This window comes from Treponema porcinum, from assembly GCF_900167145.1.
In the GTDB taxonomy this organism is placed as follows: domain Bacteria; phylum Spirochaetota; class Spirochaetia; order Treponematales; family Treponemataceae; genus Treponema_D; species Treponema_D porcinum.
On sequence record NZ_FUWG01000018.1, the window covers coordinates 19,961 to 44,246 of the forward strand.

General features: G+C 43.7%; 15 protein-coding genes. 3 read left to right on the forward strand and 12 right to left on the reverse strand.

All coding sequences use genetic code 11. The features are described from left to right. The first annotated feature begins 180 nt into the window (after positions 1–180). Complete coding sequence (locus B5D55_RS10805; RefSeq protein WP_078934025.1) at positions 181–1,317, forward strand: hypothetical protein; 1,137 nt, start codon at positions 181–183, stop codon at positions 1,315–1,317. A gap of 122 nt (positions 1,318–1,439) precedes the next feature. Here the strand turns inward: B5D55_RS10805 and B5D55_RS10810 are convergent, their stop codons facing one another. The 9 genes from B5D55_RS10810 to B5D55_RS10850 all read right to left on the reverse strand — a co-directional run bounded on the left by B5D55_RS10810 (position 1,440) and on the right by B5D55_RS10850 (position 17,234). Beyond that, positions 1,440–3,494 carry a dipeptide/oligopeptide/nickel ABC transporter permease/ATP-binding protein gene (locus B5D55_RS10810; protein WP_078934026.1) on the reverse strand — a complete coding sequence of 685 codons (2,055 nt, stop codon included), beginning with the start codon at positions 3,492–3,494 and terminating at the stop codon, positions 1,440–1,442. A gap of 9 nt (positions 3,495–3,503) precedes the next feature. Continuing rightward, positions 3,504–4,601, reverse strand: coding sequence for an ABC transporter permease (locus B5D55_RS10815; protein ID WP_078934027.1), 1,098 nt, complete (start codon positions 4,599–4,601; stop codon positions 3,504–3,506). A gap of 4 nt (positions 4,602–4,605) precedes the next feature. Further along, the gene (locus tag B5D55_RS10820) at positions 4,606–6,432 is read right to left on the reverse strand and encodes an ABC transporter substrate-binding protein (protein ID WP_078934044.1); all 1,827 of its coding nucleotides are present in this window, start codon (positions 6,430–6,432) and stop codon (positions 4,606–4,608) included. Between the two features lie 107 nt (positions 6,433–6,539). Then, positions 6,540–8,318: an alpha-amylase family glycosyl hydrolase gene (locus B5D55_RS10825; protein ID WP_078934028.1), complete on the reverse strand. Its 1,779-nt coding sequence runs from the start codon at positions 8,316–8,318 to the stop codon at positions 6,540–6,542. A 187-nt stretch (positions 8,319–8,505) separates the two neighbouring features. Further along, positions 8,506–9,885, reverse strand: coding sequence for a sugar ABC transporter permease (locus B5D55_RS11920; protein ID WP_234975429.1), 1,380 nt, complete (start codon positions 9,883–9,885; stop codon positions 8,506–8,508). A gap of 2 nt (positions 9,886–9,887) precedes the next feature. After that, a complete protein-coding gene (locus B5D55_RS11925) occupies positions 9,888–12,104 on the reverse strand; it encodes a carbohydrate ABC transporter permease (RefSeq protein WP_234975430.1) in 2,217 nt (738 codons plus the stop codon). 87 nt (positions 12,105–12,191) lie between these two features. Further along, positions 12,192–13,373: a sugar ABC transporter substrate-binding protein gene (locus B5D55_RS10840; protein ID WP_078934029.1), complete on the reverse strand. Its 1,182-nt coding sequence runs from the start codon at positions 13,371–13,373 to the stop codon at positions 12,192–12,194. A gap of 33 nt (positions 13,374–13,406) precedes the next feature. Next, on the reverse strand, positions 13,407–16,142 hold the full coding sequence (locus tag B5D55_RS10845; protein ID WP_078934030.1) for an alpha-amylase family glycosyl hydrolase: 2,736 nt from the start codon (positions 16,140–16,142) through the stop codon (positions 13,407–13,409). Between the two features lie 102 nt (positions 16,143–16,244). Continuing rightward, the gene (locus B5D55_RS10850) at positions 16,245–17,234 is read right to left on the reverse strand and encodes a tRNA-dihydrouridine synthase family protein (protein WP_078934031.1); all 990 of its coding nucleotides are present in this window, start codon (positions 17,232–17,234) and stop codon (positions 16,245–16,247) included. Positions 17,235–17,379: 145 nt separating this feature from the next. On the opposite strand from B5D55_RS10850, the gene B5D55_RS10855 reads away from it, so the two are divergent. Together B5D55_RS10855 and B5D55_RS10860 are read left to right on the forward strand one after the other, a co-directional pair. Then, positions 17,380–19,290 (forward strand): hypothetical protein, encoded by a 1,911-nt coding sequence (locus tag B5D55_RS10855; protein ID WP_078934032.1) that lies wholly within the window; start codon positions 17,380–17,382, stop codon positions 19,288–19,290. A 194-nt stretch (positions 19,291–19,484) separates the two neighbouring features. Further along, complete coding sequence (locus B5D55_RS10860) at positions 19,485–19,955, forward strand: single-stranded DNA-binding protein (RefSeq protein ID WP_078934033.1); 471 nt, start codon at positions 19,485–19,487, stop codon at positions 19,953–19,955. Positions 19,956–20,078: 123 nt separating this feature from the next. Here the strand turns inward: B5D55_RS10860 and B5D55_RS10865 are convergent, their stop codons facing one another. The 3 genes from B5D55_RS10865 to purM form a co-directional block, all read right to left on the reverse strand. Further along, positions 20,079–22,400 carry a U32 family peptidase gene (locus B5D55_RS10865; RefSeq protein WP_078934047.1) on the reverse strand — a complete coding sequence of 774 codons (2,322 nt, stop codon included), beginning with the start codon at positions 22,398–22,400 and terminating at the stop codon, positions 20,079–20,081. Between the two features lie 87 nt (positions 22,401–22,487). Beyond that, positions 22,488–23,129 carry a phosphoribosylglycinamide formyltransferase gene (gene purN / locus B5D55_RS10870; RefSeq protein ID WP_078934034.1) on the reverse strand — a complete coding sequence of 214 codons (642 nt, stop codon included), beginning with the start codon at positions 23,127–23,129 and terminating at the stop codon, positions 22,488–22,490. Positions 23,130–23,135: 6 nt separating this feature from the next. Next, entirely contained in the window at positions 23,136–24,230 is a 1,095-nt protein-coding gene (purM, locus tag B5D55_RS10875; protein ID WP_078934035.1) for a phosphoribosylformylglycinamidine cyclo-ligase, read from the reverse strand. Positions 24,231–24,286: the final 56 nt, after the last annotated feature.

The window sequence follows — 24,286 nt, forward strand, 5'->3', positions numbered from 1 at the left end:
TTAGTATAGTGAATATGGCTGTACTTCTCAAGTAAAAGAAAAAAAATGTAGTGAAGGTTACCGGATTTTACAAAACATTACGTTTTCTTAACAAATGCAAAAAATCAATTTTACATTGCTCCGCTATTTTCTTGGTACAACATAAAACAAGAAAACGCACATTCATTGGAGGTTTTTTATATGAAAAAGCGCGTATTAGCAGCAGCCGCAGGTCTTTCACTCTGCACGTCGGTTTTTGCACAGTCAATCACCCTTACAAACACATTCGGTGGAAACAGTGATTCCATAGACGCTCCTACAGGCGGAAGTGATTTCATTACATTCACCCAGCACGATGAAAAGGACGATTCAAACTACGGAAATTCAGTAACAACCGTAAGCGACCGCCTTCAGCTTGATTTTTCTACAGCCAAACTTGACGGAAGAATCAGAACTGAATTCAGCACAAGCAAGCTGAACGGAAAAGAAGCTGACGTACGTTTCAGAGGATACCTGCGCTACCGCCCGGTTGAACAGCTTGGTTTTGTTGCAGGAAACGACTTCTTCACAAAATACACTGTTGCAGCTTCCTATTTTGCAGCATCAGACGACTATGCAAGCTACGGAAAAATGGCAGAAAACGGCATTGCAGTTATCGGAGATGTAGCAGGACTCAGACTTGCAGCAAACATTTCAGGAGACAGCCTCTACGATAACAACGAAGCGTTCAAGCTGAACTTTGGCGCACAGTACCGCATAAAGGACGTTGCTTCATTCGGTGCAACGCTCAAAAGCGTAACGAACGGAAACTTCTCTACAGGAATTTTTGCGGCTCTTGAAAGCGTAGAAAACCTTACCCTCAACGCAGGTTTTGTCTACAATTCAACGGACACATCATTCCTTCCTGCTGCATCAAAATACGTTCTCCGCGCTTCTGCCGGATATAAAATCAAGGACGCAAAACTCGGTCTTTTTGCAGACTTTGCAACAGGTCTGAACAACGAATACATAGCAGCAGAAAAAGATGCTGATAAAAACATCACTGGTTATGAAACGTTGGAATACAAAAAAGACAATGATGACTACGTACCTCTTCAGGTTCGCGGACGCGTTTCTTTTGACGCAACAGATACACTTTCACTGAATACTTTTGTAAAGGTGAACACGCTTGTTGGCGCAGATGCATCTGAAACAGTGGTATATCCGTACGTAAACATAAAGCTTCCTAAGTTCGGAACGCTCAATGCTGGTTTTAGAATGAAGTTCAACGACAATGTCGGACTTGCACAGTTTTCAATTCCACTCGCCTGGAAATACAAGCTTATCGACAAAAAATAAACAAAGAACTTACGTAGTTTTGTAAAAAAGAAAGAAAAGCCCCGGAACTGTACGAACAGTATCCGGGGCTTTTTTTGAGAAATTCATACACAGCGCACGCAACGCCCGGATGAAAAACTGTTTCAGTCTGCGCCCGGACATCCGTCAGCACCATCTTTCCGGCATTCATCTTTTGCATAACTGCACCGCGGCGCAAAAGGACAGCCGGCAGGCGGTTCAGCCGGATCACAGACTTTTCCGGGAATGGAAATCATCCGTCCGTCCGTATAATGACTTCCGAATTCCGGCAATGCTTTCACAAGAGCCTTTGTATACGGATGGCGCGGTGCATTCATCACCTGCTGCGCCTCTCCTTCTTCCATCACCTTTCCGCCGTACATAACCAGAATCCTGTCGCTTATCTGCGCAACGAGATGTATGTTGTGGCTTATAAATATAATGGAAAGATTGCGCTCTTTTTTAAGCCGCAAAAGCAGCGACACAATCTGCGCCTGTACCGTCACATCAAGCGCAGTCGTCGGTTCGTCCGCAATCAAAAGGCGGCAGTTCTGCGCAAGAGCAAGCGCAATTCCTATCCGCTGAAGCTGACCTCCGCTAAACTGGTGAGGATAGGCAGAAAGCCGCCTGCGCGGATCAGGAAGCCCTACTTCTTCAAGCAGTTTTTCCGCCCTGCACATAGCCTCCTCCTTTGATATTTCCGGCTCAATTACACGGAACGTTTCAAAAAAAACGCTCCCGATATTCTGAAGCGGATCAAACGAACGCCCCGGTTCCTGAAAAATCAGCGCAATCTCCCTGCCCCGGTACTTTCTGAGTTCGTCCTGCGAAAGTGAAAACAAATCAACTCCGTCATAAAAAATATGCCCTTCCGCCGCCGCATTTGCCGGAAGAAGTCCCGGAATTGCTGCCGTAGAAACTGACTTTCCGCTTCCAGATTCTCCTACAAGTCCAAGAATTTCACCGGGCATTACGTCAAAACTCACGCCCCTAACGCCGTATATAAAAGTCTGCTCTGCACCGCGGAATACGGTAAACGTAACGTGCAAATTCCGCACGCTTAAAAGCGCACCGGAAGAAGGGGCAACATTTTCTTCTGCAATGTCATTCCGTCGGAAAGTAAGTTTTTTCTTTTTAAAGACCGCATTGTACGGATCGTAAAAGTCGCGGAGCGCATCGCCAAGAAAGTTAAACGCCAGCGTGACAACAAGCAGCATTCCCACAGGATATAAAAGCCACGGGAAATTCCGCAGGTTCGACAGCGTAGAAACATCGCGGTTTATAAGAGAACCCCAGCTTACGGCAGGGTCATTTATTCCAAGTCCAAGATAGCTCAGCGTCGTTTCGCTCATAATAAAGCCAGGAACGCTCAGTGCCGTACTTACAATCAGAAGGCTTGAAATCTGCGGAATGATATGGCGGAAAATCACAACAACAGGAGGAACGCCCTCAAGGTCTGCATCCATTACAAATTCCTCGCGCTTAATTGAATGAACCATACCGCGGATTGTGCGCGCGCTCCCTGGCCAGCCGACAAGCGCAAGAATAAGCGTAATGACCATATATGACGTACCGCTGTTCATCCGCGTGTTCAAAAGAGAGCGCAGAAACAGAATGAAATACAGGCTCGGAATAAGCATAAAGAATTCTGCAAAGCGCATTATGGTCCAGTCGGTAGCACCGCCGAAATAGCCGGAAATTCCGCCGAACAGTACCGCAAGAAAAAGCGACACTGCCGTTGCTACAAAACCTATCGTAAGGGAAATTCGGCTTCCGTAGACAATCCGGCTGAAAAGATCGCGTCCAAGATTATCCGCACCCAAAAGATATACAGGATAGCCGGAACTGCTCCCAAAAAGATGAACTGAACAGGGAATAAGCCCAAAAATCTTATACGGCTCGCCTTTTACAAAAAAGCGAAGGTCGTGAATGCACTCCTTGTCCGTAACGCGCGCATACTGCCATGTAGACTTATTGATTGCGCGGTACTCCCGGACTTTAAGTCCGTGCGCAGTAACCTGTATATTCGCAGGGTGAAACGTATTTGCTTCAAACGTACGCGCCGGCGAATACGGCGCAAAAAACGGTGCAAAAATCATCATTGCATAAAGAATAATCAGGACTATTACGCTTGAAAACGCAAGCGGCCGTGTTTTCAGATACTTAAGAAATTTTTTCATACAGCACCTCTAATTATACCGGATTCGCGGGTCAACAAGAGCAAGCAGAATGTCGCTGATTACCATTCCGGCCAGAACCAGTGCGCTGATAAACATACTGTTTGCAAGAACAAGATTAATATCCTCCTGAAGGACAGCTTCGTACATCAGTCTGCCTATTCCCGGATAGGCAAAAATAATTTCAAGAACGAGGGAACCGCTGAAAAGGCTTGCAAGCAAGTTTGCGCTGCCGGTAATATACGGATTAAGCGTATTCCGGAACGCGTGCGCAAGGTACACACGTTTTTCGCTTATTCCACGCGCACGCAGTGCAAGAATATACGGCATTCCCATCTGGTCAAGCATCGTCGCGCGAATCATACGCATCGTTCCGCCGGCTCCGCCCAAAAACGAAGCAAGAAGCGGCAGGAACACGTGATGCATATAACTGAAAGCAAATTTCACTGGTGCCGCACTGAACGGAAAATCAGGATAAGCAGTAACCGGAAAAAGCCCTGTAACACTTGCCAAAAGCTGAAGAAGAATAAGCAGAAGAATTCCCGGAAACGCATGAAAAAACAATGCAAAAAACGTTACCGCCGTATCAATCTTTGTTCCTGCCTTGCTTGAAAAATATACTCCCAGAAGAAAAGAAACAATTGTAATAAACACAAGCGAGATAAGATTTAAAAGCACCGAATTCCAGATGCGGCTTTTTATAAGAAAACTGACCGGCGCACGGGAAATAAGGCTTATTCCCAAATCGTGATGAACAATCATCCTGTTCAGCCACTTGAAATACTGCACATAGAACGGCTTGTCCAGCCCGAATTCCGCCCGAAGTGCACTGAGCCGTTCCTCAGAAAGTATGTTTTCCTGTCCGTTTATTCCGGACGAAGCAGCCTTTCCGCCTTCCGCACTCGACATAATCTGCTGGCTCATCATCTGGTCAACAATATCACCGGGAGCTAAATCCATAAGGGCAAAAAGCGCAAGTCCCAGAAGGAACAGAAGCACTATCATCGTAAGAATTCTTCCTGTAATAAATGAAGCAAGCGGAGATTTTTTCCGGAACGCCCGCCACGGAAGGCAAAACGTATTCCAGACAGCAGCAAATTTTTCTTTCATCGTGCTAATTCCTCACAAAAACCCAGTCGGTCATTGCACCGTTTCTGTTGTCGTAATAGACATTCTGCAAATCCCATTTATTTCTTATTGCGTAAACGCTCCGGCTGCGCACAAGATAAATCAGCGGACATTCTTCAAGCACAAGACGCTGATATTCATCCCAAATTTTCTGTGCATCCGAATGGTTTATGGTGTAACAGCCTTCGTTATACAGATAATCAAGCCGCGCCTCCCATTCCGTAGCCGGTTCTTCCTGCAGCGGATACCACAAATGAAGGTTTCCGTAACTTGGCCAGACGTTGCTTCCCTGCGACGGAAACAATATCGCTCCGAATGCAAGAATAACGCTCTGCCAGTCATACGTCGCAGTGAGCATCTCAATCAGTTTCTGAAAATCAATCTGACGGATATTCAGCGTAATTCCAACCTTAGAACATTCGTCGGCAATAATAAGCGCCATATCGTTTGTAACGGTATTTGAGGACGCAATCGTCAAATCGAATTCAACTTTTTCTCCGGTGCTGTCCCGCATGCAACCGTCAGAATCACGGTAAAAGCCGATTGATTCAAGAAGCTGCACCGCACGTGCCGGGTCATATCTGTATTGCAGCGTAATTTCAGGATTATAGAAAGGATTTGCTTCCGGGAAAAACGAATATTTTGCAGAGGCAAGACCGCGGTACGTCTGGTCGATAATTCTGTCCCTGTTTATAAGACAGCTCATCGCCTGCCGGAATTTTTTATTGCAGAACCAGCGGTAATAAGCCTCGCTACTGTTCTTAGGATTTTGGTTAAAACTCCAGAACTGAGCATTCATGCTTCCTTCTGCGTTGAACACAGTATATGAGTCTTTCTGATTTTCAATTACATCACTTACATCTTCCGGGCGAGGTGAAAAACCTTCTGTCTTTCCCTGCTTGAACAAAAGATAGTCCGTATTCATATCGCCAACAACCTGATAAACCATTTCGTCCATATACGGAATGGACGTTCCGTTGTCATCTTTTTCCCAATAGTACGGATTTCTTTTAAACACAAGACGCTGGGCCGGCGTATATTCCGTAATATACCATTTTCCGCAGGAAGGAATCGTGCGAACGTCAACGTCGGCAGAAAAAAGAGCTTTTATGCCCTCCACCCCGTCTTTCTCCTTCGCCGGCTTAAAAAGAAATGACGGACACAAACTCATATTCGTAGCAAGAAGCGGATCGGCCACAATACGCGGAAACACAAAGTCAAAGTGTCTGTCGTCAATTTTTACGCATTCCACCCGGCGCTCGCTTCCGTCAGGCATTACTACAAACTGCTGCGCATAGCCGCTTGAACCGATTTCTTTATCGCCGGCAACTTCATTATACCAGAAAACAAAATCATCGCTTGTAACAGGAATTTTCTCATCGCGGCCGTAGTAGGTCCAGAACAAGCCGTCTCGCAGCGTATAGTGAACGGTTAAAGTTCCGTTTTTTTCATCAATTTCAATTTCAAAAAATGCACAATGCGGCTTCCATTCCCTAGAATGCATATCATAGTCAACAAGATAATCAAGTGTATTTGAAATAATGCCGCTGGAAGCCGCATCGCGTTCGGCAATAAGCTGATTAAACGTTTTCGGGTCAGAAAGAATCGTATCGTACCACGTACCGCCGGTTCTGCCCGGCACAAACGCTTCTCCGCGCCACGGCTTTGAAACAGTTTTTTCAAGCAGTCTTTCGTTTCCGGACTGCGTAATCTCTGCAATTTCTGCCAGTGACATATCTATTGTTTTTCTGCAGCTGGTGCAGACTAAAGCACAAAAAATGCAGCCTAGAATTCCAGCCAGTCTTTTTCTCATAGACTTTTTTGTCCGCCTTAAAAAAACACCCCGAAAAAACAGCCGCAAAACTGAAACTGTTTTCGAGGTGCCGCATTCCGTCTGCATATACAGACAGTTTTATTTTTTTATTTCATCTGCGCAAGCACAACTGAACTCATCGCAGGAACAGTAATTTTTCCATCCTCAACTTTTGCCGCCGGATTTGCAGCATACACCATCGGCATATCGCAGCCTTCTGGAAGCGGAACTGTAACGTCCTTTACGGAAGAAACATTGTGAACGACAAATGCCTTTTCCTCGTCACATTCCATCACCCAGGACTCAAGAACTGCACTGTCGCACGGAACAGGAGTAAGACGTCCCTTGTACAAAGCCGGATGAGCAGTTTTTACACGAATAACACGCTTGTAATGATTCAGAATTGAATCCGGGTCATTTTCCTGCTCGGAAACAGGAACTGTTTTCTTGTTGTATACAGATACGTTGCCGTATGCACCGGAATCGCACCACGTTGGAGTAAGCTTATCTTTTCCAGCCGGTTTCCACACCATCGGAGTACGCTTAGTAGGATCGTCTGCACCACTCTTCATTGCAATTTCTTCGCCATAATAGATAAAAGGAACACCTTCAGCAAGAATATACATATCAGCGGCAAGCTTGATTTTTGCAGGATTATTGCGCAATGCCGCACTGCTTCTAGGCTGATCGTGATTTGAAAGGAACGGAGCATCTATATAATCAGGGTTATTCCGTGCATACATTGCATATTCACCAGCAAGACTGCGTGCAAAACCATTGTAAGATGATTTATCCATATCTTCCGGCTGATTTTTCTTGTCGTTAATTTCCTGATTATTGATGATATTCGGAATTAAAGTTCCAAGATCAAAGTGGAAATTAGACTGCATTCCGCCCATATAGCGCGCACGAGTTGCAGTCGGTTCCCATACCTCTGCTACATTATAAGCCTCAGGCTTTTCTTCCCAAACGTAAGCATTCATTTCCTTCCAGAATTCAACAGCCTTTGTCAACGTTTCTGAGCCAGGCTTTACCTCTGCTACATTATAAACGTGTCCGGCTGCATCAAAACGGAAGCCCGACACACCCTTGTCAAGCCAGAATTTAAACACTTTCTTGAATTCTGCACGGACGGCAGGTTCATCCATATTAAAATCAGGCATATTTGTACTGAAAAGACCGGCATAGTAGTTCATAACCGGCTGTCCGGATTTGTCCAGGACAGTTTTTCCGTTTGCATCTACAACAGGATTTGAAAGGTCTATAGTCCAGATATTTCCGGCAAGACCTTTCTGCTTTCTGTTATATACGCCGCCATTTTCCGTAAAATCCAAATCCGTTATCCAGCGGTACCAGGTATGATACGGACTATCCGGCTTTTTAGACTCAATAAACCACTTATTATAGGCAGACGAATGATTGCACGTCATATCAATGATGACGCTTATTCCGCGCTTTTTTGCCTCCGCAAGGAAAGTTTCAAAATCTTCCATCGTTCCGTAGTCAGGATTTACGGCATAATAATCATCAACATCATATCCGTGATATGACTGTGACGGAAAAATCGGCAGAAGCCATATACCGGTAATTCCAAGGTCGGTTACAGTTAAATCATTTCCGTCATTCAGATAGTCAAGTTTCTTTGTAAGCCCCTTAAAATCACCGATTCCGTCGCCGTTTCCGTCAGCAAAGGAACGCACAAAAAGACTATAGTAAACACCTTCACCCGGCTTTGAAGCCTTCCGTTCAACCGGAGCAAGTTCGGTAACCGCAAGTTCCGGCTGTACAGTCTTATATTTTTTAGGCTTTGCAGACAACACCCCTGCACAACCAAGCAGACAGACAGCAGCAATGGATTTTTTTACCATTGATTTTTTATTTAACATAATTTCCTCCACACAAAATGAATATAAAAATTATACCATATATTATAAAAAAACAAGAATTTTTTTTATCGTTACAAAAAAGGATTTTCTTTTAGTTTCAAACAATAACCACCTTCTGCATAACGAAAAAAAAAAGCAGCCTGCAGAAGAACTGCAGGCTGCCTGAAAGTACGGAATAGAATGTCTGTTATTCCTTACCGCTTGTACCGGCAAGAGAAAGAAGCAATGACTTCTGACCTGCCATAAACAAGATAGCGAAAGGAACTGCAACAAGAATAGCACCCGCAGCAAACATAGTAAAGTTATCGTTTGAGCGGCCGCTGATCATCTCATACAAACCTACGGCAAGAGTTTTCTTATCATCACTGCGCAAAATCATACGCGGGAAGATATAGTCCATCCAAGGACCTGTAAAACTTGTCAAGGTAAGGAATACAATCTGCGGTTTTGCAGCAGGAAGAATAACCCTAAGATATGCAACAAGCGGCGAAGCACCGTCGATGTATGCAGCTTCCGCAATATCCTTAGGCATTGTATCAAAGTATCCCTTCATCAACTGAGAGTTGAACGGAATACTTCCTGCGGCATAGACAAGCACAAGTCCCCACAGCGTATTCAGCGCATTGAATTTCCACAGGATAACGTATGTTGCAACCATACCGATGAAGCTAGGGAACATCTGAAGGACAATCATACCTGCCATAATCTGCTTGCGTCCGGTAAACTTAAAGCGAGAGAAAATATATCCGGCTGTAGTACAAATAAATACAGTAAGAATTGTATTCATACATGCAACCTTCAATGTGTTAAGATACCAGTGCTTGTAGTTAGTACCAAGAACTTTTTTTGTTCCCGGTCCGACAGGATCAACAAATTTATCAGCAGAAGTAAGAAGACGCTTGAACTGATAGAACGACGGCTTCTTAAACTTAAACTGGGTCATCAGTTTTGTCTGTTTACCTGTACCATCACAAGTTTCACACAAAGTCATAACATCCTGTTCCCACGACTTATTGCCGATAGTAACTTTTTCTACAGTATGAATGATACCTGAACCACCGCAAGTTGCGCAGGCTCTTAAACCCGTTTTATTACAGGAAACACAGTCTTCATCTGTATAAACAGTGTATACAAGTTTCTTATTCTGGCATTTATCAACGCCTTTTTTCAAATCGTCCTGCAGGAAAGAACTTTTCGGTCTTACAGTGACAAGCCTTCCATCAGCAGAAGAAACTACGATTCCTCTATATGGATCGCCTGATTTAAGCGCATCAAGAACTGCCTGCCTTTCTGCCTCATCCGCAACATATTCTTTCAAATCCTTCAACTTAAACACAACTGAAGAATCTGCTTTTTTTGCAGTACCGTTACAGACAACGCAGACATTTGTCGAAACGTCTTTTTCGTCTGTAAACGGAATTACAGAAGTTGCTGCAAGAGAACTTGAAACAGAGAATGAAGAACTGATTGTGAACAATACCGGATACAAAACAACAATAACGTTTATAACCAGTATAATATTCAAAATAATACTTAGCGGAGTAGCACGACTTACAAATTTTTTCATAATTACAATTCTCCCTCTTTGAATGACTTAGTTCGCGTAAAGTTATACAAAGCAAAAGGAACGAGTACAACGAATACAAGCAAAGAAAGAACAGAAGCAAGCTGATAGCGCGAAGGAGTATTCATTGTCAACTTATAGATCCATGAAATCAAGAGGTCTGTTGCACCGCATGTAGTTGTAGTAGTAAGACCTGCCTGAGGCATATTAGGACCACCGCCAGTAAGGAAGAATACAGCACCGAAGTTGTTAATGTTTGAAGCAAACTGCATGATTAATGTAGGTTTAAGCTGGAACATAACAAGCGGATATGTAATGCTCTTGAACTGCTGCCATTTTGTAGCACCGTCAATAACTGCCGCCTCGTACAATGAGTTTGAGATAGCCGTCATACTGGAAGTCGTAAGAATCATACTGTACGGGAATCCAATCCATATATTTACGAAAATCAATGAAAATTTCGCAACATTAGGATTTGAAAGCCACGGTATAGGCTGCTCAATCAGACCAATAAGCTGAAGCGTTCTATTGATAGGACCGATAGTACCGTTCAGAAGGTTTGCCCAGACAAAGAGAGAAAGCATTGTCGGAATGGCATACGGAAGAATGTATACGGTTCTGTAGAATGAAGGAATTGCAACGCGCTTGTCCTGAAGAACGAACGCATAGAAAAATCCTACAAAGAAACAGGTAAATGTTGCAAAGATAGCCCAGACGATAGTCCAGACAGCAGCATTTCCAAATGCCTTTGCCCATTCGCCGCCACCTACTTTTGTAGAGAACATCGTAACGAAGTTTGAAAGACCAACCCAGTCTACAAGATTGTTCGGCGGAACATGATCAGGTGAAGAATAGTTGGTGAATGCAACCAATGCAGAGAACAAAAGCGGAATCAAAGAGAAGATTGCAATCATTACAACGCTCGGAGCAATACCGATTGTCGCAAATGAATTCTGTGACAAATCATTCTGAGATTCTTTCAATGAAGGGAATTTGTTATTCTTTATGATTTTATTCGCCGCTGTCCGTGCACTGTTGATGTTGAGCTGATACAGGAAAATAAAGAACAGAATTATAACAAGAGCAAAAATACCATTAATCATCATAAAGATTGAATGATCCATGAATTTTGTTACTGTAGTATTCTGTCTGTCACCAAGAGTAAACAAACCTATAATAGAAGTTACAAGAGGACCTTTGAACCACGCCCTGTGCATAACAGTTCTTTTTCCGTTTGAAGCAGCGCGTTTACAAAGAGTACAACCATCGTAATGCTCGTCAAATTCATTATTGCCGTCAAAAACTGCAAAGGCATCTTTCAGTTCTTTCTCAAAAGCAAAGCGTGCCTTTACCTTATCAGAAGAGAACTGCTCCTCAGCAGCGTCAAGATCTTTTCTATACTGAACAGACAGTTTTCTAAGGTCTTCTTTTTCAGCACCGCCTTCTTTTGCAAGATTAAGAACTTCTGTATATCCGTTCTTCAGTTCTGCAACTGTCTGTTTATTCTTTTCTGCTATTGCTGCCAGACTGTCTTTATAATTTTGTTTTGCCTCTGCAACAAGCTCTTTATATTCAGGAAGCAGTTCTTTTTTTGCACCGTCAAATTTCTTTGCTTCCATCTTAGCCATTACTTTTGCAAGTTTATGATCATACTTTGAAGATATAGAAGTATACTTATCGTAAATATCATCATAGTCAATGATTTCATAAGATGCTTCTTCTACCTCATCCAAAGATGAATAATCATAATCTGCAAATACGGCAGTATATTCTTCTATGGCATCGGCTTTTGCCTGCTTTGCCTCGGCCAAAGCCTCTTTATATGCATCTTTATCTTCTTTTTTGTAATCCTGAGCTTCGTCAACAATTTCTTTGTATGCAGCATCACCTAAACCTTTTACAGCTGCATTTTTAAAAAATTTTTCCATTGACTTGGCTCGTGAAGCCATTATTGAATCTAATTTTGAATATTCAGCATCTTCCAGGTATTCAACAAGTTCTGCTGTTTCGGGAACCTGCTTTAAATAATCGTATTCAGAATTATTTGCAGGAATAATTTTTTTTGTACCAAAAATAATAGAGCAAAGCATTACCACTTCTACAAGTGCAAACAACGCTCCGCGCACATACTGTTTCAGGTACAGAATCTGACCCAATCCCATAAAACAGGAAGAAGCAAAAGGAGCTTTCTTCAGTTTATTAGGGTCTACAGTATTATTCATTCCATACTCCTCGTTTAAATATCAAATACACAGCGCATAAAATATGCGCTGTGTATTGTCCCTATAAGAACCGATTTAAAGGTTCACTTATTTTGCAGCTTCCATAGAAGCAGCAGCAGCGTCAAGTGAAGTCTTTACGTTGTCGCCGTCCCAGATTCCTGAGTAAGCAGAACCCATAGCATTCCAGTATGTACCAAGCTGTGGAATTGTAGGCATTGGAGTAGCATATTTAAGCTGCTCTTTAATACCATTGCTGAGTTCGTTGTCTGTAACGATATCCTTTCTTGGAGGAATCTGATCTGTATCTTCAAAGCGCATCTGGAGCATTTCTTTTGAAGTCATGAACTTAGCAAATTCTTTTGCTTCCTCTGGGAATTCTGAATATGAACTTACGAATGCAAGACGAACGCCTGCGAATGTGTTTGCAGGATGATTTGTTCCCGGGAATGCAGGAACTGTAGTGATACCAAAGTTGATTCCGGCTTTTTTGAAGTCGTTAATCTTCCAAGGACCTGTGATAATCATAGCTGCTTTTCCTTCTGTGAATTCAGCGTTACAGAAGTCACCAGAAGCATCTGCTGCAGGAATGTCAAGAATCTGCTTGCGGAGATTCTGGAAATAAGTAAGACCTTTGATAGCAGCAGGGCTGTTCAGGTTGTGCTGCTTGCGGTCATTTCCTTTTGGTCCAAACAGAGGAGCGCCGAATGATTCCATGAACATATATCCATAGTAACCGTCAGCAACCGGCCATACAAGAGCATATTTGTTTTCTGCCTTGTTGTTGAATTTTTTTGCATAAGCAACAACTTCATCCCAAGTCTTAGGAGCTTCTGGCAAGATGTCCTTGTTGTAGAACAAAGCATAAGTTTCAGAGCCGAGCGGATAACCGTATACAACTCCGTCATAAGTAGCACCAACGCGTGCCATGTCAAGGAAGTCTGCCATATATGCATCAGCATCGTCTACAGGAAGAACGTGTCCGCCCTGAACAAGAGCACCGATATGGTCATGCGGCGTAACGAAAATATCAGCACCTACTCCAGCAGGTCCGTCAAGCTCAATCTTTGCACGTGCATCAGTAGCTTCTACAGGTTCATAAGTAACCTTTACTTTTGGATTAACCTTTTTGTAAGCCTTGATTACATGCTGTACGAATGTTTTTTCCGGACCAGCAGATTCCCATACCTTCAGTTCAGCTCTTTTTGGAGCAGCAAAAGCGGTAGATGCAGCCATTGCGATTGCAGCAGCAGCAAAAATAACTCTTTTCATTTTTTCCTCCATATTTGAAAATAAAAAGTTAGCTTATTTTAAGCGGATAACAGTTGCCGTAAGAGGAGCAAGCTCAACGAGCGCCCCTGAAATACTGACTCCAACAGGAGCCTGAATTCCATTTTTATCAGCAGCTTCGCTATCTACATATACTACACCATTATTCAAAGAAACGCCAGCATTAAATTTCAATGTTTCTGAATTTGCATTAATTAATACAAACCATCTGCTTTTTCCGTCTTTTATTACATATCCAAAGGCAAGACCGGACTCATCCTCAAGCTCAAGTTCGCTTATATTCTTTGAAACCTTCTTTGCATTCCCCAGACGGAACGCATCAAACTCTTTTCTTATATCAATAAGCCCCTTCGTGTAGTCAAGAAGCCCCTGATAGTCCTCATCAAGCGTCCAGACAATCTGATTTATATTATCAGAAGAGTCATAGCTGTTGCGCACGAAGTTTCCAATTGTTTCATTTTTTGCTCCCTTCACATTCGGCTTTGTCCTTCCGCGTTCCTGTCCTGCATGAAGGAAAGCAATTCCCTGTGAAGTAAGTTCTATAAAGTTTCCGAGTTTCAGACGGCTGATAATTTCTTTCCTGTCTTTTTTCTCGTCAAGGTGAAGGTTATGAACAATTCCGTCGTGCAGCGTAAGTCCGTCATGACAGACAAGATAATTCAGATTGTCGCCAGGCTGGTCTGCACGATAGTTCGACATAGGACTTCCTGTTACATTTCTGAAAAAGCGGGTATTGTCCGTATATTTTTTTGTAATAAGTCCGCGTCCAGTTTCATTAAAACCGCCGGCCTTAATCAAATCGCGGAATTCATCGTTAAAAACGGCAACTTTATCAGTTTTAAGCATATAGTTCTGGTCAAGTCCTACAGTTCCCGGCGCTCCATTGTACATTTTCCAGCCTTCGCCCTCAAAAAGCGTACTTGCATTAAGTTTTACACACGCAGCATAGGAATCAAGGACAGAAGAAGCCTCCATCAGTCCCATAAGGTCAAATCGGAAGCCGTCCGCCATATAGTTTTTCACCCAATGAGAAGTTGAATCGACAACAAGACGCTTCATCATCGTACGCTCGGTAGCAGTGTCGTTTCCGCATCCGGAATTAGACTTGAACCTGCCCCTTTCGTCAAGGCGGAAATAATAACCCGGAACGATGTCATCAAGGAACTGAGTTCCTGCCATGTGATTGTACACAACGTCAAGAAGTACGCCGAGTCCGGCTTTGTGACATTCATCAATCAGCGCACGAAGCTCACGAATGCGGCAGTACGGATCTTCCGCATCTGTTGCATACCAGCCTTCCGGCGTAAAATAATTGTGCGGATCGTAGCCCCAGTTGTAGTTATTACCGCTTACAGTACCGGAAGATTCATAAGATTTGTCAGTTTCGTCATTGAAGTAGAAATTAAGCACAGGCATAAGCTGAACGTGCGTAATTCCAAGCTGCTTTAAATACGGAATTTTTTCTATGAACGCCGTATACGTTCCCGGCATGGAAGAAACTCCTGAATCAGGACTTACAGTAAAATCACGTACGGAAACTTCATAAATAACAGCATCCTCGCGCTTTGTAAGATTTACGTAAGAAGATTCCTGAACGCCGGCTTTATGGCTTTTCAAATCAACAACGGCAGCACGACCGGCACCGCCCTTTCCGCGGTTTGCACTCATAGAACGAGCATACGGGTCAAGTACCGTAACTGTTCCCTTTGAATTTTGAAGAGTATAGTCGTAGAAATAGCCGTCCGGATTTTCTTTGTCAAAAACAGCTGACCACACGCCGGTTTTATCATTGAATGACATTGAAACGGTAAAATCAGGCGAAGCGGCGTCTGCCTTTCTGTAAAGATTAAGAACAGCAGATGATGACGTAGGTGCCCACAACTTAAATGAAGCAGAAGTTCCGTCAAATTCACATCCAAGAACTGTATCCGCCGATGGAATTTTAGATTCTGCAATGCGGACGGCAAGTTTTGACGAATTAACCGCCGCATCACCTAAGAACGCACTGTTTTTCAGTATAAGAGAATCTGCTATGTCAGCAGGTTCTGAAAGAACGATAGTAACGTCCGCAGTCATATTGGCAGCAAGGTTTTTAGGCTGATTAGTGTTGTACACTTTTGAAATTGCGTATTCCTTTCCGCCTTCCGTTACGACAGAAAAACCAGATGAACCGCCGTCAGTATCAAGTCCGTACCTGCCGGAAAGCACGGCACGAATTTCCGTAAGGGAAGAAAGTTCTGCCGATTTTACAGACGGCCTGTAGTCAGCAACAGCATAAGTTGTCTGGTCGTTTGAAAAAATTACAGCTTTTTTTGAAACGGAAGAATTCCAGATTCTGTCATCGGGACAGTCCTTTACCCATTCGTCTTTCTGGCGGACGATAAGCCCGACAGTTCCTTCCGAAGAAAAGATTTTTTCTCCGCCGGTAGAAGAACCGTCCGTCTTAAAGCGCATATAGCCGATTCCATCCTGAACCGACCAGTTCTGGGTATAGTTCCAGTTTGCACCGCCGTCGCCGCCAGGTACAGCCCACATCCAGAGCGCCCATTTTTCGTAATTCTTATCCGGGCGGACATAATAGACAACAAATTCGTCATCAGACGGATTAAGCTTTGCATCAAGGGCAAGAACGTCTTTCATTCCTGCCGGTGATGCATTGTCAAAAGAACCGGGAACGCCGGAATCAGATGCAGACAAAGCAAATGCCGCAAAAAGAGCGGCTGCAGAACACAATAATTTTCTAAAGTTCATTTTATCCTCATTTTTTATAAACAGTGATATTATAAATATGCTAAACCATAATTTTTATAAGTCAACAGTTTTTTTTTCAAGGAGTTTTTCCGGAAAGCCTTTTCAAGGAAACAAAATCGTCCTGTCCGCAGGAACTTCAGAAAAATATAAACGGAGTGCCTCTGCCGTTTCCGAAGGACTTTTCGCGTTCATAAGTTTTGTTCCGGCATAATGCGCAAACGAAAAATTCTGCGAATAATATGCAAAAAAACGCTGAAGGCGCGTACGCCAGAATTCCGGCGGCTGATAGCGCTGAACGTCCTCAATGAACGAAAGCGCTGCTTCTTCCAAATCAACGGTTTTTCCGCCGGTAAGTCGTCCGCGCAGTTCCGCAAAAATCCACGGTTTCTGAACTGCGGCGCGTCCTATCATAACGCCCGTACAGTCAGGACACAGCGCCGTCACCCTTTCAAAAGACTGGCGGTCAGATACATCGCCGTTTACGACAACGCCGGCTTTTCCGATGCATTTCAATGCGGCTTTTTCCGCATACTCATAGCGCGGCTTTTCCCGGTATTTTTCCTTTCGCGTACGGGGATGAACTGCAATCTGTTCAACGCCGCAGGAAACAAGAAGTTCTATAAAGGAAAAAAAACTTTCGTCCGTAAAAGAATCGTCTCCAAGCCGGCATTTTACGCTTAGCCGCCTGTGTATTCCTGATTCAGCTTCGTAACGGACAAGAACGTTTTTTACGCCGCACACAAGTTCTTGAATTTCCGAAACAGGTTTCATCATCCATGCAATTCCGGCACCGCTTCTGAAAATTTCAGGCGCACAGCAGCCCATATTAAGGTCAATGCCGATTCCAGGAAGACGGCACAAAAGTGCTGCGGCATCAATCAGCGGCGAAGCAGCTTTTCCTGTAAGCTGCCATACGATTTTTTCAGGAACAGGCGCAGGGTCGGTGTAATATTTTTCAAACTGACCGTTATTTAAAAGAGACGGAGCATTTATCATCTCTGTATAATATTCATCACACCCGCCGAATTTTTCAATCATAATCCTGAAGGCCGGATGACAAAGCGTAGCCATAGGAGCACATATTAGTTTCATTGCATAAGTATATCAGATGAATCATCAGTTTCAAAGTCCAGTCAGACAGTCCGGTCAGACTTCTTTCACAGACTTTTATAATTCTATAATAGAAAGATGTTTTAAAAACTTGTGAAAACAGCGTAAAACTGTTACAATTATGGCTATGGCTAAGTCTGTAAAACTTGAATCATTGCTTCGACATTACGCAACGAAGCAGGAGTCTGCCTTCGTTAATTTCAAAGATTTTTGTGATTATCTCCGCCGCTATTCTGCAAAGCATATTGAAGAACAGCCGGAACTTGTCCAGTATCTTGAAGTGCCGGACTCCACATTGTACAAGGAGATTGAGGAACTCGTTTCAAAACACGAAGCATATATTCTTAATCAGAATACCGGAAAAGTAACAGTCGTTGTCCTTACATATTATTCCGTCTATTTTGCAAACAGATACAAGGAAATTCTGAACAGTCCTATGGTTCCGTTTCCTTCTGTCACTGACTTGCCAAAACAGCTTCCTATGAGCGCATTTGAAAAAAGGGACGGTGCGGAGTTCATTCCGTATCTTCTTTCTGAGCAGGACGTAAAGTCACCGCTTCTTTACTGCCTTATGCTGCCAAAAGACGTTCCGGCAATCCTGTATCCGGCGTGCGTGCCTGTAATTTTTCTTGTGCGGTGCGCAATGGCAAAAATGCGTCACATTCTAAAAAAAGACGAATATCACGACTACTTCCTGAAAAAACTCAGGAATTCCAATCCGAACAAGGAAATTGGAGCAAGGAACTTTTTTTCAAGATTTCTTCAGCATCCGGACAACACAGACCAGACTTTTGACGGCGACACGGATTCTTTCTATTTCTGGAACCAGCTGTGCTACTTTATCCGGCAGGACTTTGAAAAAGTAAAGGACAGGACGATTGAAGACACGAACATCCTTCAGGCAATTTCAATCGCAGAAATATGGCTTATGTTCCTTAAGGACAAAGAAAATGCAGCCCAAAAAAAACAGGAAGCACTTAATGAACTTGAAGCGTGCCTTGCAAAACCACCGTATTTTTTTGAAATGGACTCAATCCTTAAATTCAGGGATTCAAAAGGTGCTCTTCTGTACGGGCAGTTCAGCGAAGAAGACTTAAAGGCAAGCCTTCAGCAGCTTACTTCTGAAACAGAAAACAATGACCTTCCTAAACTTCTCGTATTCAAAATCGAGTCGGGAAAACGGTATTTCATCTACAAGTCAAAAGTCCTTCCGCTTATCGTACGGCTTGCAAATGAAGCGCACAATACTATAGAAAAACATCTTACGGACAAATGGTATGCAGTCCTTTCAAATTACGGAAAACTCCCTGAAATGAAAGAAGACAAGGCATTTGAACTTGAACTTCATAAATGCGTGCAGGAATTTTCGCCGGTACTACATACGCTTTTGACGGCGAATTTTCTACCTGTCCTGAATTTTGAACTGAACAACAGCCCGGAAGGAAACAACTTCAACATCTTCACCGGAAACAAACTTCTTCCGTACAGCGAACTTCTTATGCTCAAGAACACTTCCATTCTTGCTCGTGCGCGGATGATGCTGCCGTTCTGGTATACAATTCCTATCATCTCCTGGATTGCAGGGCTTTTCCTTAAGAAAAAACAGCCTGTAGCGCGGAAACAGTCTGCCGCCCCGGAACTTACAAGCGATGACATTCCGGACGATACGCCGCAGAAGCGTACGGGAAAAACCGGGTCTAAAAAAGAAATTCTTGCGGCAACGGCAAAGGAAATTAGCGAACAGCTCATTCCTTCCGGTTCTACGATCGACCGCGAACTTGATTCCTACCACAATATATGGAACAAAATGATTACAAATGAAGCGCGCACACAGCTGACGGAAGACGTAAATGCACTTATCCGCGACTATATGCGCAAAGTCATAAAGACAATCTCAACAAGTACGTTCAACCTTGAACGCGTACAGAGTCTTGCATCAACGCTTGTAAAAACTCCGAACATGCAGAAAATCAAGGAAGAAGATGCGCTTTATATGTACACGCAGCTTTACATCCTGCGCCTTGTAAGTAACGGCTAGTTATACACAGCATTAAAAAAAAATGAAAATTCTCAAAAAAATTAATTTTTTACGTGCATTTTTTGCCTTTTTTTCAACTTCAATTCGATTATAAGGTAGCGGCAAAAAATGCTGCAACACTTTATTCCGGCCGGATAAAGTTCGTTCTTAGCACATAATTTCAAGAACGAAAATCTGTTTTTTGAGGTATTTTTATGAACCAGCTTAATTCATTGATTATTGAAGGAAATGTAACCCGCTCACCAGTATTCCGAGAACCTGCAGAAGGATTTAAAGTCTGTACAATTCCGCTTGCAGTAAACCGCTTTTACAAAAATGCAAAAGGCGAAGGTGTAAACGAAGTTTCTTACTTTGACGTAGAAACTTACGGAAAAATGGCAGAAGTATGCATGAAAAACTGTGACAAGGGAAGAGGACTGCGTGTTGTAGGAAGGCTTAAGCAGAACAGGTGGAAATCTGCCGACGGAAAGACAAGCAGCAGAATTTCAATTATTGCAGAACATATTGAGTTTAAAAAACGCGTTACAAAAAGCGAAGACAGCGAAACTGATTTAAACGCAATAGCCGAAGCAAACTGCGCTTCCGTAGAGGACGAAATAGTACTTGAAACGCAGACTGACCTTGAAACGGAGGAGCAGTTTGAAGAAGAAGCAGCTGTTTTCTAGGAGGACAAGGCTTAGGGAAGTGCTGATTAACACTTTGAAGCGATTACTCAGCACAGCCCGTCAAATTGCCGTAAGTCATTGACTTACGGACAATTAGCTGCATTAAGGGTTTAAAACAACCCCTTAAAACGGCTTTTTCTTCTTGCCGTACGTTTTTTTTGAGGTGCGGACAGTGCCGCCGCGCCCGGAGGCCGCATTTTTCTGCGGAACGGAACGGTCTTTGCCTTTGGCAGAGGCGTCTTTCTGCATTGCAAGCCTTGCTGCGGCGGCACGCTCGTTGCTTGCCTTGAATTCTTCTATCTGCTGCGGAGAATAAAAGCCGTCCTTCCAGTTGAACCGTGAAACGTCAGGAAGAATCTGTTTTTTAAACAGCGACGACGTAATTGCCTTAATCTGCCCTTTTGAAAGCTTTGTCTTTGAAAAATCTATAAGCATTTTCTTAAAGCCGGATGCAGCAAGATTTTCGGTTTTATCAAGCAAGGAGAACGGAAGTTCCGGCATAACGAACGAGCCGTCGTCAGAGGAAACGACCTTGAATTCTTCGTTTTCTTTGTCTGAAAAATACGTAAATCCGTATTCTTTAGGAAGCTTAAAGCGGATTCTGAACAGTGCCGGATAGGCAAAAACAGGAACGAGTACGCGCTGGCGGACTTCCGGATCAAAAGTTGCTTCAAGATTGCGCCGTGAATTCTCATAAGGCATAACAAAAGCGCCGATATTCTGGTTTTCAAGCCAGGAAACTGCCCAGCGGTTAAACGTATACAGATAAGGACCTGCAATAACGTTCACTTTCTTTCCTTTTAACATTTGTATGTGCGCAATATTATTCACGACAAAATTGCACCATCCGTTTTCTATAAGCAAATCAAGTTCTGTCTTAAGCTGATTTTCTGTTGCCGCCGGGCAGAACGGGTCAAGGGAAATGAAAACTGTCTTTTTGCTGAACGGCAGCACCGTCCTTGAATGAAGAAAGTCATCCTTTGTGTCGCTGTTATATTCAATGATAATGCGCACTGGATGAAGCGCCTGTGCAAGAAATACATCAGCAATAGAAGAAACCTGAACATAAATTCCGTCAGGAAAATAAGAAAGTTCCTTCTTTTCTACTGGTGTCAAGTCAAGGACAGGAAGAAGCTCATCGCCCGGCTGACGACGGAATTTTCCTAAATCAGGCGGAAGAACGCGCGCATAACGTTTAGACATTGATTTTATCTGAAGAAGATATACGCTGTCTCCGATTCCGAACGATTTTGGAACGTCAATCCATCGCGAGCCGTCATCTTCAACCTCTACACTCCGCACTTTGTGGCTTTTACGTCCGTCATCATTTTTGGAATGAACGCGGATGGAGTCACCCGGATCAGGGTCGTAAGAACCGCCGGACAGCTGTGCCATCTGTATATAATAGTCACGCGGATCTGCACCTTCAGGAATGTTCCTGTTGATTTCTTCGATAAGTCCGTCCGGCGCTTTTCTGACTTTTGCAATTTTTCCAAGATAAATGCCGGTTCCGCCCGCCTGATTAGGATTTAAGATTTTTGCGCCGGCATTGTTTACGCCTTCGCCGATTTCCTTAAATCCGTACCAGTAATCAGTCTTTGATCGGGCAAAATCTGAAGCAAGCATACGCTTTCCTGCAGCAATCGCGCCTTTTTTGTCCTCTTTCCAGTGATCCATAACGTAACGGTATGCTGCAACAACGCTTCCAACGTATTCGGCACTTTTCATACGTCCTTCAATCTTAAAGGAATCAACGCCGATTTCCATTAAGTCCGGTATATGGTCAATCAGCTGCATATCGCACGGAGAAAAATAGTACCCCTGCTCTACTCCCTCAGGATATTCTGCCGTGTAGAAACGGCGGCACGCCTGAGTACACATACCGCGGTTTGCAGACTTTCCGCCCAGAAAACTGGAAAAAAGGCACAGACCGGACTCACTTACACACAGCGCACCATGGACGAACATTTCAATCTCGGCATTAGTTCCCTGCTTTATCTGCTTGATTTCCTCAAGACCAAGCTCGCGTGCAAGAACAACGCGCTTCAAGCCTTCCTTTGAAAGAAAGTTAGCCGCAGCTGCGCTTTCAACATTCATTTGCGTTGATGCGTGAAGTTCCATATTCGGAAAAAACTGCTGGCACATTCTGATGACAGCAAAATCCTGCACGATAAGACCGTCCGGCCCGATTTTATCAAGATAAGAAAGCAGACGGTAAAGACGTTCGGTTTCACGCTCTTCACAGACTGTATTCAGAGTGACGTATATTTTTTTCCCCTGACGGTGAACGGCCTGAACGGCAGCTTCAAACTGATTCCAGGCAAAATTAGACGTGCGAAGGCGCGCATTAAAACTTTTCAAGCCAAGATAGACTGCATCCGCGCCTTCACCGATTGCAGCATCAAGAGATTCGATATTTCCCGCAGGAGCTAATAATTCAGACATATAGAAAAGCATACCATAAAACAGGCAGCTTTTCTATATGCAATCTGTATGCAGATTTCCTGCGGATAAAATGAAAAAAGATTGTTTTTACTGATTTTTTCCAAGAAGCCCGGAAAGCATTATCGTACCTTCCACTATCGCAATATGTTCCTGAGGAGCTATGCGCGCGTAAAGAGTTTCAGGAGTATCATCCGGAAGAACAGGTACTTTTTTCTGTACGAGAATTTTTCCGGTATCGCAGCCGCCGTCTACAAGATGAACGGTACAGCCGCTTTCCGTTTCTTTTGCGGCAAGAACAGCCTCGTGCACGTGATGCCCCCACATTCCGACGCCGCCGAATTTTGGAAGAAGCGCAGGATGCAGGTTTATCATACGGTTTTCAAAAGCTTTTATGAGTTTTCCGGAATTAACCGTAAGCCATCCGGCAAGAACAATCGCATCTATGTTGTAATCATTGCAGAGCGAAAGGACTGCATTGCTCACCGCCTCGCGCTTTTCTTCGCGAGAAGCGGCTTTTGCAACATCAGCGCCCATAACTGCATACGGACTTACGATTTCTGCCGGAATGCCGGCGTTTTTTGCGCGCTCTACGGCATACGCATCCTTGTGGTCGCTCATTACGACTTTTATTGTATACGGACAGCCGTCCGCCTTATGCGCCATTTCGTAATCAATGAGTGCCTGAAGATTCGTACCGCCGCCGCTGACCAAAACCGCTGTATTCATCATAAACGGCTAGTCCTCAAACAGGACGGCATCTTTCTGGCTCTGAACCGCACCTTCAGAATATGCAACGCGTCCGATTTTATACGCTTTCATATCTGGTGTGTCCGGGCGGCTGTATTTTGATGCGTTTTTATTGAACATTTCTATAACAGCGTCCGCGTCCTTTTCCTTTACGGCAAGAACGAAACCTATTCCCATATTGAACGTATTGTACACGCTGTTAACGTCTGCACCACGCCGTATAAGTTCGCCGAATACCGGCGGAATATCCCAGCTTGAGCGTCTGATTACGGAAATCAGCTGCTTTTTTCCCTCTTTTGCCTTAGGGAACATACGCGGAATATTCTCATAAAATCCGCCGCCAGTAACGTGAACCATACCGTGTACGGATTTTTTGTATTTTGAAAGAACTTCCATAACAGGGCGTACGTAAATGCGCGTCGGTGTAAGCAGAACTTCACCGATTGTCTTTCCAGTCGGTTTTCCGTCCATAAGGAACGGCTCGTTGAAATCAGTAACAAGCTTGCGGACAAGGCTGAAACCGTTTGAATGAACGCCAGTTGAGCTGAGTCCGATAAGAACGTCACCCTCAGAAATATCCTTTCCGGTGATCATTTCCTTTTTTTCACCTACGCCTACGGCAAATCCTGCAAGGTCGTATTTTCCCTCATCATAAAAATCAGGCATTTCTGCCGTTTCTCCGCCAAGGAGCGCACATCCGGCATCTACACAGCCGTCGGCAACGCCTTTTACAAGATCGGCGGCAACATCGGCATCAAGCCGTCCGCACGCAACATAATCAAGGAAGAACAGGCTTTTTGTTCCTGAACAAAGAATGTCGTTTACGCTCATAGCAACGCAGTCAATTCCGACCGTATCGTATTTTTTCATCTTGAACGCAATATCAAGCTTTGTGCCTACGCCGTCTGTTCCGCTGACCATAACAGGCTCTTTCAAGCCTTTAGGGATTGCAAACATACCGTTAAAACTTCCCAAATCAGTAAGCAGTCCCGGAATTCGGGTGCGTGCAGCCTGTTCCTTGTACTTGTTTACTGCTCTGTACCCTTCTTCAACATCAACACCAGCTTCTTTGTAACTTGCCATTTGAATTTCCTTAAAAATGTTGTTTTATGGATTTTCCGAAGAACTGAAAATTCCGC

Excerpts from the sequence above, each read along its gene's own strand:
- B5D55_RS10805 (WP_078934025.1), top strand. The coding sequence starts at position 181 with ATGAAAAAGCGCGTATTAGCAGCAGCCGCAGGTCTTTCACTCTGCACG.
- B5D55_RS10810 (WP_078934026.1), bottom strand. The coding sequence starts at position 3,494 with ATGAAAAAATTTCTTAAGTATCTGAAAACACGGCCGCTTGCGTTTTCA.
- B5D55_RS10815 (WP_078934027.1), bottom strand. The coding sequence starts at position 4,601 with ATGAAAGAAAAATTTGCTGCTGTCTGGAATACGTTTTGCCTTCCGTGG.
- B5D55_RS10820 (WP_078934044.1), bottom strand. The coding sequence starts at position 6,432 with ATGAGAAAAAGACTGGCTGGAATTCTAGGCTGCATTTTTTGTGCTTTA.
- B5D55_RS10825 (WP_078934028.1), bottom strand. The coding sequence starts at position 8,318 with ATGTTAAATAAAAAATCAATGGTAAAAAAATCCATTGCTGCTGTCTGT.
- B5D55_RS11920 (WP_234975429.1), bottom strand. The coding sequence starts at position 9,885 with ATGAAAAAATTTGTAAGTCGTGCTACTCCGCTAAGTATTATTTTGAAT.
- B5D55_RS11925 (WP_234975430.1), bottom strand. The coding sequence starts at position 12,104 with ATGAATAATACTGTAGACCCTAATAAACTGAAGAAAGCTCCTTTTGCT.
- B5D55_RS10840 (WP_078934029.1), bottom strand. The coding sequence starts at position 13,373 with ATGAAAAGAGTTATTTTTGCTGCTGCTGCAATCGCAATGGCTGCATCT.
- B5D55_RS10845 (WP_078934030.1), bottom strand. The coding sequence starts at position 16,142 with ATGAACTTTAGAAAATTATTGTGTTCTGCAGCCGCTCTTTTTGCGGCA.
- B5D55_RS10850 (WP_078934031.1), bottom strand. The coding sequence starts at position 17,234 with ATGAAACTAATATGTGCTCCTATGGCTACGCTTTGTCATCCGGCCTTC.
- B5D55_RS10855 (WP_078934032.1), top strand. The coding sequence starts at position 17,380 with ATGGCTAAGTCTGTAAAACTTGAATCATTGCTTCGACATTACGCAACG.
- B5D55_RS10860 (WP_078934033.1), top strand. The coding sequence starts at position 19,485 with ATGAACCAGCTTAATTCATTGATTATTGAAGGAAATGTAACCCGCTCA.
- B5D55_RS10865 (WP_078934047.1), bottom strand. The coding sequence starts at position 22,400 with ATGTCTGAATTATTAGCTCCTGCGGGAAATATCGAATCTCTTGATGCT.
- purN (WP_078934034.1), bottom strand. The coding sequence starts at position 23,129 with ATGATGAATACAGCGGTTTTGGTCAGCGGCGGCGGTACGAATCTTCAG.
- purM (WP_078934035.1), bottom strand. The coding sequence starts at position 24,230 with ATGGCAAGTTACAAAGAAGCTGGTGTTGATGTTGAAGAAGGGTACAGA.